This is a genomic window from Paenirhizobium naphthalenivorans, assembly GCF_007992095.1.
In the GTDB taxonomy this organism is placed as follows: Bacteria; Pseudomonadota; Alphaproteobacteria; order Rhizobiales; family Rhizobiaceae; genus Allorhizobium; species Allorhizobium naphthalenivorans.
On record NZ_BJZP01000014.1, the window covers coordinates 100,457 to 117,150 of the forward strand.

Annotated in this window: 12 protein-coding genes and 1 pseudogene; 8 read left to right on the top strand and 5 right to left on the bottom strand. The window is 61.2% G+C overall.

Annotated features, from left to right (window positions below):
• Window positions 1-17: 17 nt before the first annotated feature.
• From RNA01_RS14675 to pyc, 5 genes are all read left to right on the top strand, one after another.
• Entirely contained in the window at window positions 18-923 is a 906-nt protein-coding gene (locus RNA01_RS14675) for a VOC family protein (RefSeq protein WP_147180965.1), read from the top strand.
• Window positions 924-995: 72 nt separating this feature from the next.
• Window positions 996-2,201, top strand: a complete 1,206-nt coding sequence (locus tag RNA01_RS14680; protein ID WP_147180966.1) for an NAD(P)/FAD-dependent oxidoreductase — start codon at window positions 996-998, stop codon at window positions 2,199-2,201.
• A 60-nt stretch (window positions 2,202-2,261) separates the two neighbouring features.
• Entirely contained in the window at window positions 2,262-2,918 is a 657-nt protein-coding gene (locus RNA01_RS14685; protein WP_210245759.1) for an OmpW/AlkL family protein, read from the top strand.
• A 52-nt stretch (window positions 2,919-2,970) separates the two neighbouring features.
• Window positions 2,971-3,573, top strand: a complete 603-nt coding sequence (locus tag RNA01_RS14690; protein WP_210245760.1) for a glutathione binding-like protein — start codon at window positions 2,971-2,973, stop codon at window positions 3,571-3,573.
• Between the two features lie 282 nt (window positions 3,574-3,855).
• On the top strand, window positions 3,856-7,344 hold the full coding sequence (pyc, locus tag RNA01_RS14695; protein ID WP_147180967.1) for a pyruvate carboxylase: 3,489 nt from the start codon (window positions 3,856-3,858) through the stop codon (window positions 7,342-7,344).
• A 110-nt stretch (window positions 7,345-7,454) separates the two neighbouring features.
• On the opposite strand, the pseudogene RNA01_RS14700 reads toward pyc, so the two are convergent.
• From RNA01_RS14700 to RNA01_RS14720, 5 genes and pseudogenes are all read right to left on the bottom strand, one after another.
• Window positions 7,455-7,928: pseudogene (locus RNA01_RS14700) on the bottom strand (transposase); the annotation flags it as partial.
• Window positions 7,929-8,066: 138 nt separating this feature from the next.
• On the bottom strand, window positions 8,067-9,050 hold the full coding sequence (locus RNA01_RS14705) for an IS5 family transposase (RefSeq protein WP_235916647.1): 984 nt from the start codon (window positions 9,048-9,050) through the stop codon (window positions 8,067-8,069).
• 394 nt (window positions 9,051-9,444) lie between these two features.
• Complete coding sequence (locus RNA01_RS14710; protein WP_147180968.1) at window positions 9,445-12,726, bottom strand: efflux RND transporter permease subunit; 3,282 nt, start codon at window positions 12,724-12,726, stop codon at window positions 9,445-9,447.
• The gene (locus RNA01_RS14715) at window positions 12,723-13,802 is read right to left on the bottom strand and encodes an efflux RND transporter periplasmic adaptor subunit (RefSeq protein WP_147180969.1); all 1,080 of its coding nucleotides are present in this window, start codon (window positions 13,800-13,802) and stop codon (window positions 12,723-12,725) included. Before RNA01_RS14715 ends, RNA01_RS14710 begins: the two co-directional genes overlap by 4 nt.
• Window position 13,803: 1 nt before the next feature.
• The gene (locus tag RNA01_RS14720) at window positions 13,804-14,409 is read right to left on the bottom strand and encodes a TetR/AcrR family transcriptional regulator (protein ID WP_170253461.1); all 606 of its coding nucleotides are present in this window, start codon (window positions 14,407-14,409) and stop codon (window positions 13,804-13,806) included.
• 119 nt (window positions 14,410-14,528) lie between these two features.
• On the opposite strand from RNA01_RS14720, the gene RNA01_RS14725 reads away from it, so the two are divergent.
• The 3 genes from RNA01_RS14725 to RNA01_RS14735 all read left to right on the top strand — a co-directional run bounded on the left by RNA01_RS14725 (window position 14,529) and on the right by RNA01_RS14735 (window position 16,656).
• A complete protein-coding gene (locus RNA01_RS14725) occupies window positions 14,529-15,200 on the top strand; it encodes a CerR family C-terminal domain-containing protein (RefSeq protein WP_147180971.1) in 672 nt (223 codons plus the stop codon).
• Between the two features lie 74 nt (window positions 15,201-15,274).
• Window positions 15,275-15,883 carry a sll1863 family stress response protein gene (locus RNA01_RS14730; RefSeq protein ID WP_147180972.1) on the top strand — a complete coding sequence of 203 codons (609 nt, stop codon included), beginning with the start codon at window positions 15,275-15,277 and terminating at the stop codon, window positions 15,881-15,883.
• A 47-nt stretch (window positions 15,884-15,930) separates the two neighbouring features.
• On the top strand, window positions 15,931-16,656 hold the full coding sequence (locus RNA01_RS14735; protein WP_147180973.1) for an MbeD/MobD family mobilization/exclusion family protein: 726 nt from the start codon (window positions 15,931-15,933) through the stop codon (window positions 16,654-16,656).
• The last annotated feature ends 38 nt before the right edge of the window (window positions 16,657-16,694 follow it).

Sequence of the window (16,694 nt, forward strand, 5' to 3'; positions counted from 1 at the left end):
CCGGAGGGAGGAACAACATGGCTCTTCAAAAACTTTCCCACGCGCGGCTGCGCGTCAAGAACCTCGACGAATCGGTGCGCTTTCACACCGAAGTTCTCGGGCTGGAGGAAATCGCCCGGCAAGACGGCGTCGTGTATCTGACGTGCGGCACCGACGGGACTTTCGACGTTGCCGTTACCGAAGGCGGGACTGGCGTCATCAGCTTTGCCATTGCGGCGGATGACGAAGAAGACCTCAAGCACTACAAGAAGCGCGTGTCCGATGCCGGAGTGCAGGTGCGCGAGATGACCGCACCCGATCCGGGGGTGGAAAAAATCATCGAATTCGACCTGCCGCCGCAGAAGCAAAAGATGCAGATCGCACTGTTGGATTCCAAGGCACGGAAACACTATTACAGCCCCGCCTCGCGTGTTTGCAACCGGCTGGGCGCGCTAGCGCCGGTCGACCTCGATCACATCACTCTGCGCGTCGGGCCTGATGCGACGACGACGATCGAGTTCCTCACCAAGCACGTCGATTTCCATGCCTCCGACATCGTGGAATTCCCCGGCGGTCAAGGGCGGTTGGCTTCCTGGCTCCATGTCGGTGACTTCCATCATGATGTGGCGATGTTTGCCGGCGCGCCGCACGAAACGCTCGACCACCTTGCGTGGATGATCCCGAACATGGAGTTCATGAAGCTCATGCTCGACCAGGTCGCCCGCGGCGGGGTCATGACCGAGGCAGGACCAGGGCGCCATGGCGTCGGCTCGAACCTCTATTCCTATTTCTTCACGCCTGACGGCAACCGTTACGAGTTGTCTGGCGAGATGCCACGCTGCGTGGATCGGAAGGCTCCTCCCTTCATCTGGCGGGCGGACCAGCCGGGCATCTTCAGCTCGTGGGGGGTGCCGTTCCCCGAAAGCTTCAAGGTCGGTTCCTGAACTGGGGAAGAAGGCCGTCGACGCGGAACACATCCGCGTCGACCGACAATTGTGCGAGGGGGGAGGCTCGACATGGAGCAGGTGATAATCATCGGCGGCGGCCAGGCTGCCGCATCAGCAGCCAGGACATTGCGGGAACAAGGATTCAAGGGCGGGATCACGATCCTGTCGGAAGAGCGGTATTACCCGTACGAGAGACCTCCCTTGTCAAAGGCCGTGCTTCAGGGGGTGGCCGACGCGAACAGCACCTGCTTGCTGAGCGATGAGGCTGCGCGTAGCCAGAACATAGATGTCCGGCTCGGTCAGCGCGCCGAGGCCATCGAGCGCGATACGCGGATGGTGAAGCTCTCATCCGGCGAGAGGCTGCCCTATGACCGTCTACTGATCGCCACTGGCAGCCGCGCCCGCACGCTCGATGGAGCGTTCGCAGGCAAGAGCAATGTTTTCTACCTGCGAAGCCTCGATGATGCGGCGTCCTTGCGGGCAGCCATGGGCCCCGGAAAGCGTGTTCTGTCGATTGGCGCTGGTTGGATCGGCCTGGAAGTTGCCGCGACCGCGCGCAAGATGGGGATGCAAGCAACGGTCGTCGAACTCGCCGACCGTCTCTGCGGCCGCAGCTTGCCCAAGGACGTCGGCGCCGTGCTGGCAGAAGTACACAGGGACCACGGCACGGTTGTTCATCTGAATACCTCGATCGAAAGCGTCGGCGGGCGGGACCGGATCGAGACCGTTACCCTCTCGAATGGCGAAACGCTGTCCGTGGACATGGTCGTCGTCGGGGTCGGCGCGATCGCCAATGACGCGCTTGCCCGCGACGCCGGGCTTGAAACCGCTAATGGCGTCGTTGTGGACGAATTCCTGCGCACTTCTGACCCGAGAATTTTCGCTGCTGGCGACGTGGCAGCGCTGCGCCTCGGCGACGGCCGTCCGGTCCGCATGGAATCCTGGGCAAATGCGCAGGATCAGGCCGCTGCGGCTGCGCGAAACATGCTGGGCAAGGATGTGCCTTATGCCGTCAACACGTGGTTCTGGTCCGACCAATACGACCTCAACATCCAGATGATCGGCGATGTCCAGCCAGAGGGCGGCACCGTCCTGCTGCGGAAGGGGGAGGGCAAAGCGTTCACGCGGTTCTCGGTGGCCGACGGACGACTCGTCGGGGCCATATGCTTTGGTGTGCCACGCGACATGGCGATCGTTCGCCGCCTCATGTCGAAAGGCTATATGGTGACCGATGATGCCTTGACGACTGCCCCCGACCTTCGGAAGCTTTTGTAGGGCGAAACGCAGTCCGACGACCACAATTAAAAAAGACTTGGCACAACTGGGAGGAAACAAATGCGCCAAATCGGAATGATCACGGGACTTTGTCTTTCAATTGCGGTCGGCATCCCCGCCCTTGCGCAGGAAGCCGACCATAACGGATGGTACGTTCGCGGAGGCCCGGTTGGAATTTTCTTCAGCCCTGGTGTGGACCTATCGGTATCGGGCGCGCCGGTTCCAGGAGCTGATGTGTCAGTTGACGACAATTATTCAATGAGCTTCGACATCGGCTATCGCTTGAATGAACAGTTTTCCACCACCTTCACATTCGGTATTCCTCCGACCGCCGAGATACGTGGTTCAGGCGCCCTTTCCGGTGCCTATCTTGGGGATTTGACCTATGCTCCGGCCATACTGGCGCTCCAATATCGAATTCCGACCGGAATGCCGAAGTTCGAACCGTATATTGGCGCAGGCATCAACTATACGATCGTTCTGGACGAGAAGGGGCGCGATGTCGCGAATTTCAGCGCCGACAATGCTTGGGGTGTGGTGCTGCAAGCCGGCTTCGAGACCATGATTAACGATCGATTGGGGCTTTACGTCGATGTCAAGAAAATCTGGCTTGAAACCGACGTTGGCGGAACGCTAGGCGCAGGTGGTCCGGCAGCTGACGCAAAGGCAACGCTCAATCCACTGTTGGTCGGTACCGGGTTGATATGGCGCTTCTAGTGTACGTTTTCGGAGCTAAGTATACGACGTCCTCTCTAATTGGAGCGCTTCAATGATGGAACTATACTATATCCCAGCTGCCTGTTCGCTGGCCGCCCATATTGCTAGTCTCGAAGCTGGCCTGCCGATAAACTGCCGGATGGTTGAGATGAACCCTGCCGGTAACACGGTCGATGGTGGGGACTACACCAAAATCAACCCTCTCGGGCTGGTGCCGACCATTGTTGATGGCGACACTATGATTTCTGAAGCCGCCGTGGTTTTGCAATATATCGCAGACAAGGCTGATGGGAAGCTTGGCGATGTATCCAGCTCGGGGCGATGGAAAATGCTCGAGACGCTGAACTTTCTCGCAACCGAGGTTCACAAGTCCATGGGGCCGCTGTTCCGTCCTGACCTGCCGGCCGAAGCGCGGCCCCTTTTTGAGAAACTCATCGCCAGTCGTTTGACTGCGGCTGAGAATCGCATAGGTAGCTCCGGCTATCTGGTCGGCAATAGCTTCACGGTTGCAGATGCCTATTTCTTCACGTTGCTTGGCTGGTGCAATTTCCTCAAGATGGACATGTCGCCGTGGCCAAAGCTTGGCGAATATCTGCAGCGGATCGGCAGCCGCCCTGCTGTTCAGCAAGCACTCAAGGAAGAAGGGCTGGCCTGACTTCCCTCGACCCTGCCTCGGTGTTGCGAGGCAGGGTATGGCCTTACCCCACTAGGTTCCGTGTCCGAAGAGCCAGAAGGCCGCTAATGGTGCATGGACGCCGTCCAGACCTCTCCTTCCTGCTAAATATGTAAGCTGTAGTTTCGTGTTAGACGAAGCTCTGTTGATGGCGTGGATACAATATGTACTGGTTGGTGTGCGTATTCCAACGAGACTGCTATCATCAGAAGTAGCTTAATTCGCGACGACTATTGATTTACTCTTTGAAGTGGGGCGATCGAAATGCCAATATCCAAGATTCTCGTTGCGAACCGATCCGAAATAGCCATCCGCGTCTTTCGCGCGGCTAACGAGCTGGGATTGAAAACGGTTGCAGTCTGGGCAGAGGAAGACAAGCTCTCCCTGCACCGTTTCAAGGCCGACGAGAGCTATCAGGTCGGTCGCGGGCCGCATCTGGCGCGCGAACTTGGACCGATCGAAAGCTATCTATCGATCGACGAAATCATCAGGGTCGCAAAACTCTCGGGTGCTGATGCGATCCATCCGGGCTACGGCCTGCTTTCCGAAAGCCCCGAATTCGTCGATGCCTGTGACGCTGCCGGCATTACCTTCATCGGCCCGCGGGCCGACACCATGCGTCAGCTCGGCAACAAGGTCGCGGCACGAAATCTGGCCATTTCGGTCGGCGTTCCGGTGGTGCCCGCCACCACCCCGCTGCCGGACGACATGGCGGAAGTGGCGCGCATGGCCGAGGAGATCGGTTATCCGGTGATGCTGAAGGCCTCCTGGGGCGGCGGTGGACGCGGCATGCGCGCCATCCGCGACCCCAAGGACCTCGCCCGCGAAGTGACCGAGGCCAAGCGCGAAGCCATGGCCGCCTTCGGCAAGGACGAAGTCTATCTGGAAAAACTGGTCGAGCGCGCCCGCCACGTCGAAAGCCAGATCCTCGGCGACACGCATGGCAATGTCGTGCACCTGTTCGAGCGTGACTGCTCGATCCAGCGCCGCAACCAGAAGGTCGTCGAACGTGCGCCGGCCCCCTACCTGACTGACGCCCAGCGGCAGGAACTCGCCTCCTACTCGCTGAAGATCGCCAAGGCGACAAACTATGTCGGCGCCGGCACGGTCGAGTACCTGATGGATGCCGATACCGGCAAGTTCTACTTCATCGAGGTCAATCCGCGCATCCAGGTCGAACATACGGTGACCGAGGTCGTGACCGGCATCGACATCGTCAAGGCGCAGATTCACATCCTCGACGGCCATGCCATCGGCACGCCGGAATCGGGCGTTCCGAAGCAGGAAGATATCCGCCTCAACGGCCATGCCCTCCAGTGCCGCATCACCACCGAAGACCCGGAACAGAACTTCATCCCCGACTATGGCCGCATTACCGCCTATCGCGGCGCGACCGGCTTCGGCATCCGTCTCGATGGCGGCACGGCCTATTCCGGTGCGGTCATCACCCGCTACTACGATCCGCTGCTCGAGAAGGTCACTGGCTGGGCCCCGACGCCGCAGGAGGCGATCCAGCGCATGGACCGGGCGCTGCGCGAGTTCCGCATCCGCGGTGTGGCCACCAACCTCACCTTCCTCGAAGCGATCATCGGCCACCCGCAGTTCCGCGACAACAGCTACACGACGCGCTTCATCGATTCGACGCCGGAACTGTTTGCCCAGGTCAAGCGCCAGGACCGCGCGACCAAGCTTCTGACCTATCTCGCCGACGTCACCGTCAATGGTCATCCGGAAGCCAAGGGCCGCCCGCGTCCGCCGGAAGATGCCGCTGAGCCCGTCGTCCCTTACATCGACGCACCGATCGTCGACGGCACCAAGCAGCTCCTCGACCGCCTCGGGCCGGTGAAGTTCGCCGAATGGATGCGCGCAGAGACGCGGGTTCTGGTGACCGACACGACGATGCGCGACGGCCACCAGTCGCTGCTGGCGACCCGCATGCGCACCCATGACATCGCGCGTGCTGCCGGCGCCTATGCCCGGGCGCTGCCCAACCTGCTGTCGCTCGAATGCTGGGGCGGCGCCACTTTCGACGTCTCCATGCGCTTCCTCACCGAAGATCCGTGGGAGCGTCTCGCGCTGATCCGCGAGGGTGCGCCGAACCTGCTTTTGCAGATGCTGCTGCGCGGCGCAAACGGAGTCGGTTACAAGAACTATTCCGACAATGTCGTGAAGTATTTCGTTCGCCAGGCCGCGGCCGGCGGCATCGACCTGTTCCGCGTGTTCGACTGCCTCAACTGGGTGGAGAACATGCGCGTCTCGATGGACGCGGTGGCGGAGGAAAACAAGCTCTGCGAGGCGGCGATCTGCTATACCGGCGACATCCTCAATGCTGCCCGGCCGAAGTATGATCTGAAATACTACACGTCGCTGGCCGCCGAGCTTGAAAAGGCCGGCGCCCACATCATTGCCGTCAAGGACATGGCCGGCCTTTTGAAACCTGCCGCGGCCAAGATCCTGTTCAAGGCGCTGCGCGAGGCAACCAGCCTGCCGATCCACTTCCACACCCACGACACGTCCGGCATCTCGGCGGCAACCGTGCTGGCCGCCGTCGAGGCTGGCGTCGATGCGGTCGATGCGGCGATGGACAGCCTGTCGGGCAATACCTCGCAACCCTGTCTCGGATCGATCGTCGAGGCGCTGCGCGGCTCCGAGCGCGATCCGGGCCTCGATCCGCACTGGATCCGCCGGCTCTCCTTCTACTGGGAAGCCGTGCGCAACCAGTACGCCGCCTTCGAGAGCGACCTCAAGGGTCCGGCTTCGGAAGGCTACCTGCATGAAATGCCGGGCGGCCAGTTCACCAACCTCAAGGAACAGGCACGTTCGCTCGGGCTTGAGACCCGCTGGCACGAGGTGGCCCAGGCTTATGCCGACGCCAACCAGATGTTCGGCGACATCGTCAAGGTCACGCCTTCGTCCAAGGTGGTCGGCGACATGGCGCTGATGATGGTCAGCCAGGATCTGACGGTCGAGGACGTGGTCGATCCGGCCAAGGACGTGTCCTTCCCGGAATCGGTCGTCTCCATGCTGCGCGGCGATCTCGGACAGCCGCCGATCGGCTGGCCCGAGGGGCTGCAGAAGAAGGCGCTGAAGGGCGAGCCGGCCTATACGGTCCGCCCCGGCTCTCTGCTCGAGGACACCGACCTCGATGCCGAGCGCAAGGCGATCGAAGAGAAGATTGGCCGCGAGGTCAGCGATTTCGAACTCGCCTCCTACCTCATGTATCCGAAGGTGTTCACCGACTACGCGCTGGCCGCCGAGACCTATGGTCCGGTCTCGGTGCTTCCGACGCCCTACTACTTCTACGGCCTGCCGGCCGGCGAAGAGCTGTTCGTCGATCTGGAAAAGGGCAAGACGCTGGTGATCGTCAACCAGGCGATGGGAGCGACCGACGACAAGGGCATGGTGACCGTGTTCTTCGAGCTGAACGGCCAGCCGCGCCGCATCAAGGTGCCGGATCGCGCCCACGGCGCCGCCGGCAGCGCCGCACGCCGCAAGGCCGATCCCTCGAACGCCGCCCATGTCGGCGCGCCGATGCCGGGCGTCATTTCGACCGTGGCGATCGCCGCCGGGCAGGCCGTCAAGGCGGGTGACGTGCTGGTTTCGATCGAGGCGATGAAGATGGAAACGGCGCTCCATGCCGACCGCGACGGCACGATCGCCGAAGTGCTGGTCAAGACCGGCGACCAGATCGACGCAAAGGATCTCTTGGTCGAGTACGTGTCTCTTCCAAAGAGTGGAATCTTGGCATTGTAGCTGGGTGAGTGAGTGGGCGGCTAGCCTATATGGCAACTCCTCTCTTGAGGTATGGAGGAAACTAGCACTACTTTGGCACGTTTGGCTTGGGAGGTTCTGTGATGAGCATCTCACAGTGGGGGCATCGTAGCGGCGGTGGCCGTGCGAAGATGTCGAGTATCGCTTTCCTGAGGGCCGGCATGCTCGGTTGTGGCGGCGGACCTGTGAGTCTTTTTTTTCCGTCCCGCGGCCTTGAGGCGGCGGGATTGGAGAAAGGCATAGGCGATCATCGTCATCAAGGCATGTCGATGTAACCCCGTCCAGGACCTGCCTTCGAAGTGGTCGAGCCCAAGCTCCTCCTTGAGTTGCTGGTGTGCCTGCTCGCAGACCCATCTCGCTTTGATCGTGGCGGCGAGCGTTTTGAGGGTGGTATCGGTCGGCAGGTTCGACACATAATATTTTTGCTCTCCGGTCGACCGCCGCTCGCCGACGAGCCAGACTTCGTCGCCAGACATGAATTGCACACGATTGTCGAGCATCCGGTGCTTATGGCCATCCGCAACCCGGACACGGCGGGCTGCGAAGATACATGTCAGCCGGCCTTTATGAGACCTGTGCGCGGGCTATTTTTCTCGTTGAATTGGTTGAATTTTCCGATCCATCAGGACGTTTGTTCGGTGCTCGATAGGTGATTTTCAGGCCGCCTGCCATTCTCACCTGTTAGTCGCATGCGCTTGAGCACTTCAGTGGGCGACCGCCACGATGTTGAGGCATCGCTTCATGTTGTAGGCGATGGCCGTCATTCGGATTTGCAAGGCAGCTTTTGCTATGCCTCTCCAGCGCATCCGGCGCAATCCATAGGATCGTTTCCACGTTCCGAATATCTTTTCGATCCGCCCACGGATGCGGTGGATCGGCTGGTTATAGGCTTCGAGGCGGGCGCGTATCTCGGCTTCATCACGGACCCACATTCCGGTGGCAACGATGCGCGGGGTTCCACCTTTGGCTCGCACCGCCTGGCCGAAGTGATCGCCGCGATAGGCGCTATCGGCATAGACGTCACCGGGATTGTCGGGAAGCGCATCAGGGCCGGCGCGTCCATCATTGATATTGGCCGGTGTCACTGCGATTTCTTCCACGCGCGCCGTATCAGCATCGGCGCCAACATGCGCCTTGTAACCGTGAACCGCCGTTCTTCCGCGATGTTTGACCCAATGACCGTCGGCGTCGTCTTCACTGGCTGAGGCAATAATGGTCGCATCGACCAACGTCCCGGTCTTCACCTTGATCGCCTTGGCTTTCAGTTGTGCTGTGATCTCATCAAATAGGACTTTGTCTAGGCCTTGGGCGACCAGCGCCTTTCGAAACCGCACAAAGGTCGTACGTTCCGGCGTCGGCTCCGATCTGGAGAACCCGCAGAACCGCCGAAATGAACTTCTGTCATCAAGCGCTTCGGACAGCTTCACATCTGAAAGGTCGTACCAGACCGCGAGCAGCATCGCCTTGAACAGGGCGAGTGGCGGCCAAGCGGGTTCGCCCTTGGCAGCACTTGAAATCATCGCAAGACGCCGATCTGCCAGCGCCCAATCGATCACCTTCGAAAGCGCATCCAATGTCGAAGCGTTCTTGCGATCCGGCGCGAACTCAAACGCTTCCTGACCAATACGACGACGGCTCATCGCAACCTCCATCAATCGACAAAGGCATTGAATCATCAATGATTCCATACGTCTATGATTATCCGCGCACAGGTCTCATTAGTGCCCCGGCGCCAGCTAACCTTTTGCCATTTCTCGCCCGCCAACATCGCCTCGGCAGAAACCGGGGGCCGGTCAACGAGTTTCGCCCTCACAGCGATATCGTCAACAAGCCGCCGATATCGCTCATGAATGCCTCCGGCGCATCCGGTCCGCCGTGAGTGTCACCCCCGGGAAATTCCCCAGTCGGGTGATCCGGAAACGGGTCCCACGTCGACGTTCTTCAACTTAGCCAAAATCCCAGCTTCGAGCCGACAGGCCTTCTCCGGCATGCATATGAAACGATCGGCAGCAGGCTTTGTTCACGATTATGGCTTCTGGACAGCTATCGGCATACAGCTTTCACAACGGGCCTGTCTCTCTCTTATCCGGCGCGTTGAATGCGTCGCTTGGCATCGAGTTCGTAAAGGATCGGCACGACGAATACGGTGAACGCCGTGGAGACGACAGTGCCGAAGATCAGCGAGATCGCAAGACCGCCAAAGACCGGATCGGTGATCATGATCGCCGAGCCGAGGATGATGGCGAACGTGGTGAGCAGGATCGGCCGCAGGCGGACGGCCCCTGCCTGACGCACGGCGACGTCGAGCGGCATGCCGTGTTTGCGGTTGTCCTGGATGAAGTCGATGATCAGCAACGAATTGCGGATCACGACACCGGAAAGCGCGATGATGCCGACCATCGAGGTGGCGGAGAAGTCCGCGCCAACAATCCAGTGCCCCGGAAAGATGCCAATCACGCCGAGCGGCACTGAGGACATGGCGATCACCGGGATCATGAAGGAGCGATAGTAGGCGACCAGCAGGAGGTAGACGAGCAGCAGCGCGCCGCCAAGCGCGATACCCATGTCGCGATAAATATCGAGGGTCATGCGCATCTCGCCGCCCCAGAGCAACTGGTAGCCGCCGATCGTATCGGGGGCATCTTCGTGGAACCCGAGATTGCCGGTCCTGAGCGGCTTGCCATCGGGAGCAATAATGGCATCCAGACGCCTCTGCAGGTCGAGGACCGCATAAAGAGGTACGGAGTCCGACAATTCACCGCCGACAAAACTCACCCTTTCGTTGTCGCGGTGCTGGATCGGCCTGTCTGCGTTCGCCGGTACGACTCTGACCAATTCCGCCAGAGGGACAGGCTTGCCGTCGGTATTGTCGACGAAGACGCGGTCAAGGCGCTCCGGGTCCACCGCGTAGCGGCGCGGCACGTAGACCCTGACGGGGACGGGATTCCTCTCGTCAGCGAGGTGCGCGCGGCTCAGTTCGTTTCCGCCATAGATGATGGCGAGGGCCTGGGAGATCTGTGCGGTCGAGACCTTCGAAAGGGCTGCCTTCTCCTTGTCCGGCACGATCCGGTGTTCGGGGATATCTTCCGGTTCCGTATCGGAAAGATCGACCATGTCGTAGGTCACCTCGAAGGCCTTGCGGACTTTCGCGGACAGTTGCCGCAAGCCGTCCGGTTCTGGACCGTAGAGTTCGGCCAGTACTGTGGCGCGCAGCGGCGGGCCAGGCGGATCCTCGACAAGCGCCGCTTCCGCGCCGGGATAGCGCTTGCGGATTTCATCGACCTTGGGACGCAGCTCGCGAACGATGTCGATGGAGCTTTCCTTGCGGTCGTGCTTGTCAGTCAGGTTGACGCGGATCTCGGCGACCGGATTGCCTTCGCGTTCGGTGGTTCCCTTGAACAGGCCGTTGAAGTCGGCGACCCCCGCCTGCCCTATCCAGCTCTGGTAGTTGACGACGTTCCTGTCCTGAGAGAGCAGCGCACCGATCTCGCGCACGAACTTGTCGGTCTCCTCGACAGGCGTCGTCTCGGGCATCGCGACGACGATGTTGAAGGTGTTCTTGTTGTCCTTGGGCAGGAAGCCGATATTGACGCCCGCCCACGAAACCGGGCCGCCCACGCCCGACGGGCGCACGAACTGCCAGGCGCCCTGCATCACCGATCCCGTCATCAGGAGGGCGATCAGCACGGCAAAGCCGATGCGGGCGGCACGATGCTCCTGCAGCGGCGCGATCAGGCGGAGATAGAGCTTTTCCAGCCGGCCGGGCTCGCTGTGCGAGACTTCCTGCTCATGCTCGTCGGCCTCCTGCACGGCATGGCGGCTCAGCCAGCAATTGGCCGCCCAGGGCGTGACGATATAGGCGACAATGATGGATGCCAGCATGGCGATCGGCACATTGTAGGCGATTGGGTAGAAATAGTCGCCCGCCATGCCGGAGACGAGGAAAAGCGCGCTGAACACCAGCATGACGGCGAAGGTCGCAAGGTTGGTGGCGTTGCCGATCTCGTTGGTGGCGAGGACCGTCATCTTTTCCTTGGCCATCCGCGACCGCTTCGACCCGTAGTGGCGGTGAATGTTCTCGATGACGACAATCGCGGCGTCCACGAGCAGGCCCAGCGACAGAATAAGCGCGAACAGCGTCACGCGGTTGATGGTGACGCCGCCGAGCAGATCGGCCGCCAGCGTGATCGAAAAGATCAGCGGCACGGTGACCGTGACGATCAGCGCCTCACGCCAGCCGAGGAAGAAGACCAGCACGATCGCCACGGTCACCAGCGCGATGGCGAGATGCTCGATCAAAAGGTTCACGGCATCGTTGGCCTTCTCCCCGTCGTCGCGGGTGACGACGACCTGAACGTCCTTCGGCACGAAGGAGGCCTGCATCTCCTCGACGCGGTCGATGACCGCATTCGCGACGACGACGGCATTGGCCCCCTTCTTCTTCGCAATGGCGACGGTCACCGCCGGCATGTCGGACGAATCCGGGCTGGCGAAACGCGGGTCGCCCGGCCCAAAGGAAAAACGGCTGAACTGCGTAATCTCCGTCTCCGGGCCGTCCGTGACGGTCGCCACGTCGCGGACATAGACCGGCCGGCCCTCGTGTACAGCGAGGATCTGGTTGCGGACATCCTCGGCCGAAGTGAAGGATGCAGAGAGCTTGATGGCCTCGACCTTGCCGTCGCGGACGGTCGGTTGAAGCGGAACCGACAGGTTGCTCGCCTCGAAGGCAGCATAGGCCTGGCTCAGCGTCACGCCGAAGGCCTGAAGGCGATCCGGATCGAGCTCAATGGCGATTTCCCTGTCACGCCCGCCCTTGATGCCGACGACCGAAACGTTCTCGGCGCTGCGCAGGCGCTCGGCCATCCGTTCCGCGACCCGTTTCAATGCATAGTCGTCGTAGTTCGCCGAGGCCAGCGTGACGGCAAGGATCGGAACGTCGTCGGCGTCGATCGAACGGACGACTGGCGTGCCTGCATCGGTGGGCAGGCTGGACCGGCTGGCGAGGACACGATCATAGAGCTTGACGAGGGATTCTTCCTTCGACTCGCCCACCTCGAATTGCACCTGCACCATGCCGACGGAATTCTGCGCGATACCGGCGGTATGGTCTACGCCGGGCAGTTCGCTAAGAATGCCTTCGAGAGGCGTGACGATCAGGGATTCGACCTCGGCGGCGGAAGCGCCGGGAAGCGTGACCGTGACCACCGCGCCCGGCACGACGATCTGGGGGTTCTCTTCGCGCGGGGTCTGCAGGATCGCGATGACGCCCATCAGGGCCACGCCGACGATGAAGACGATGGTCAGCTTCGAGGTGATGAACGTCTGGGCTAGACGTCCGGCGATATTAAGATTGGGGGCGCTCATCGGACGGCATCCGCCGTCTTCATCCGGGCGCCGTCCGGCAGCCCGCCATCGACCTCAGCCACGATCTTCTCCCCGCCCTTCAGGCCGGACACAACCTCGACGACGCCGTTCAACTCCCGGCCCGTGCGCAGCCATCGGAACCGCGCCGTTCCGTTCTCGACGACGAAGACACCGTCCAGACCGCCCCTCTTCGTGATCGAGTCCCGGGGAACGACCGGGGCCTGATAGGTTCCCAGCCGGATATCCGCGCGGCCGAACATGCCGGGCACGAGAGCCGCATCGTCGGGCAGCAGAGCGTTGATCTCATAACGTCGCGTCACGTCGTCCCCGGAGGGAACGATCCCGCGGATACGCCCCGCGAATTCCCGGCCGCCGAGCGCGTCGATCCGGACGGCGACGGCTGTTTCCGTGCTGATGGATGCCAAGCTCTGCTCGGACAGATAGGCCTTGAACAGTAGGACCTCGTGGGATTCGACAACTAGAATGGAGGCGCCGGCCGTCGCCATCTCTCCACTTCGCCTGGCCACGGAAACGATGACGCCGTCGACGGGGCTTGTAATCGTCGCGTAGTCCTTCTGCGCTTCGGCGGCAGCGAGCGCCGACTTCGCCCTGTCGAGCGTGGTGCGGGCGATGTCCGCCCGGACCTTGGCCTTGCGCAGGGTTTCCGAGGCGACTGAGCCCGATTCAGCGAGGCCGGTGTATTTGCGAACATCCGTTTCGGCGTCGCTCAGATCTTCTTCGGCGGCGATAACGAGCGCACGGGCCTGCCGGATGGCTTCGTCGATATCGGTCGGATCGATCCGCACAAGCAGGTCGCCCCGTTTCACGCGCTGTCCCTCGCGCACGTCGAGTTGCTCGATGAATCCGACAACACGTGACGACACCTCCACACGCCCGTCCGAGATCACGGAACCGGGAACGGTGTAGTTGATCGGAATATCTTTCAGTTCGACGGTATCGACGGTTGCGTCGACGGGATCTGCTGCCTTTGAATTCTGTTCGGCGCCGTGGTCATCACAGCCGGATAGCAGAAGCAGCACCGCAAGGATTGAAGCGGTATGGAGGGAACGGGACATTTCAGGCGTCCTTGGCAGGGGGGGTCTTGAAACTCTCGCGAAGAGCCGCGAGAACATGGCGTATGATCACATCCGGATCGAGATGATCGGAGCGTCCGCCGGGCAGGTGCCGGACGATCGCGCCGAGCTGTACATGCCCCAGCACGACTCCGATGATCGAGACGGCCGCCAGGAAATCGTCGTCGCCGTCGCGAATCCTTGCCCGTGCCAGCGACCGGACGAGCGCGAAGGGGCGTTCGAGAACCGTCTTCGACAAATATTCCAGACGCCCGGCGTCTCCATCGGTCAGTTCCCGGATCAGCAGCCGGAAGAAGATTCGGTCATCAACTAGGAGATGCGCGAACCAGCGGACAAAGGTTTCGAGCCTTTTGTCAGCATCCCGGCTGGTGTCCAGCAGGGCCTCCAACGACGCTGCCTTATGCGTGAACACATGCGCAAGTGCTTCCTGGATCAGTTCGCCCTTACCCTTGAAGTGGTGATAGAGATTGGCCGGAGTCACACCGACCTCGCTCGCCACATCACGCATGGAAACGGCGCTGTAGCCGAGATCGGCGTAGAGACGGGCGGCAGCCTCGACGATCGCGGTTCTTGTGTCGGTGGCTTGCATGGCTGCCCTCGCAAATAACTTAACGTTCGTTAAAGCGATGTAGAGAGGGATTTGACCCATGTCAATTGAAAGTTCGTTCGATTGAACTATATTGAATTTATGAATGAGGAGTAGGGTTCATGACGGTCAAATCAGCCGAATCCAGCGGACACGAGGCCAGGAGCGCCAAGACGCGCTCGCTGCTTATCGCGTCGGCGATCGAGGTGATCGGCGCCGTCGGCTATGAGGGTGCCAGCACGCGCGCCCTGGCCAAGGCAGCGAACACGACCATGTCGGCCATTCGCTATCATTTCGGGGGGAAGAAGGAGCTTTATCTCGCGGCGGCACGGATGATCGCCGATTATGCCGCAAGTCGCTTCAAAGAGACGGGCGCGATCCTGGAAACCGATGATCCTGCCGAAAAGGTCATCCGTTTCGAAGAAGCCCTCACCAATCTTCTGCGCATCATTCTCGAAGATGCCGAGCCGCATTCGTGGACCTCGTTCGTCGCGCGCTGCACCTACGATAATGACGAGGCCTTCTCACTGATTTACGACCGGGCGATTGCCCCCTTGGTGGAGCACCTAGTCCGAGCCGCGAGCGACTTTTCCGGACGCAGCCCCGGCGACGAGGCACTCAGGCTGCGCATCAGCGCGATCGTGACCGCCATCGTCAGCTTCAGGTTCCTGCGCGGCATCATGCTGCGCAGCATGGATTGGAAACGGATGCAACCCGACTGCATCGGCCAGATCGAGGACATGGTCCGCGATCTCTGCCGAAGTGATTTCCTGGCTGTCCGGCTTCCCCAATGACGCTCCGGGGAGTGAACGGAACCTGCCCCGAACAGTCAGACAATCTCCTCTTTGAACAGAAAAGGAAACACCCGATGAGCGATCAATCCCATACGCACCAAGCCGTCGCCTGGGCAAAACAGCGTCTCGATGATGTGGACGCGATCATTTCCGAAATCGAGAAGACATCGGACTCGCTGAAGGACACGGCACGCAAGGAAGCCGATGCCGCGCTCGCCCGGCTCAAGGCTTCCCGCGGCACAATCCAGAAGATCTACGACGATCTGCGCACTGAAGCGCAAGCGGTGAAGGGCAGCGTCGAAGATATCCAGGATGCGCTGGAGGCCGAGTGGATCGAGGTCGAATCCGCCTTCCAGACCTATCTGTCGGCGGTGAGGGATCAGGCCGAAACGGTCCGTGAGGTCGTCGTTGCTCGGGCAAAAGCCCAGCGGCGGTCCTGGGAAGCGTCCCTGACGGCTTTGCGCCAGCAGGCGGTAGATGCCGTCGATACGGCGCGCGGGGAGTTCGACGCCGCGATTAAGCGGCTGTCGGACGAAGCGGAAAAATTCCAGGCGAGAATCGGTGAGGCCAAGGATGCCGGCGACGAGTCCTGGAAGGCCGTCAAGGGGGGGCTTGCGGATGCACGGGCCGTTCACGACCGCACGATCCAGAAGATCAAGGACGCCTTCTCGAAACTGCTTTGATCGTACGCATCGGCGATCTCCACAACAGAAAACCAGGGAGAACCGACATGAAACTCCGCTTATCCGCAACTGGTCTGGCCCTCGTTGCCCAGACCGCGCTGTTTTCGGCTCCGGCCGTCCTCGCGCAGGAGACCCCCACGCAGACTGCTCTTGCCTCTCAGGACGACCCCTCGCTTGCCAGGCAAGCACTGGAATGGTCGCAGGATCAGCTTGCCGAGCTTGATGCGACCATTGCTGTCCTCGAGAAGGAAGCCGCAAAACTTCAGGACGTGGCTCGTACAAGGGCCGAGGAGGCGCTGAAGACGCTTCGCGACCGGCGCGACGCCTACAGGATCCAGGCCGAGGAGTCCGTGGCCAACGCCAGGACCTGGACGGACGCGCAGGTGGCCGAGGCGCGCAAGTCGCTCGACGACAACTGGGTCGCATTCCAGACCACGCGCGACGAATATCTCGAAACGGCCAAGGCGGATCTCGCGACCCGCCGGGCGGTATTGGAAGCCGAATTGGAGGCGCGCCGGAAGGCTTGGCAGACAGCGCTCGACGAACTGCGCGCCGATGCGGAAAAACTCGCTGCCGATCAGCGGGCTTCGATCGATGCCCGTATCGCTGCCCTGAACGCCCAAGTGGACGAGGCGAGCGCCCGCATCGCACGCCTCCAGGATGCTTCCGCCGAGGCATGGGAGAAGACGAAGCAGGGCTATGCGGATACGCAAAAAGTCTTCCTCGACACCTATGCCTCGATCCGCAAATCCATAAGGGACGCGACGAAGTAGTCCCTATGCGCCGGAGGCGACGGTCCGCCCCAATCCCG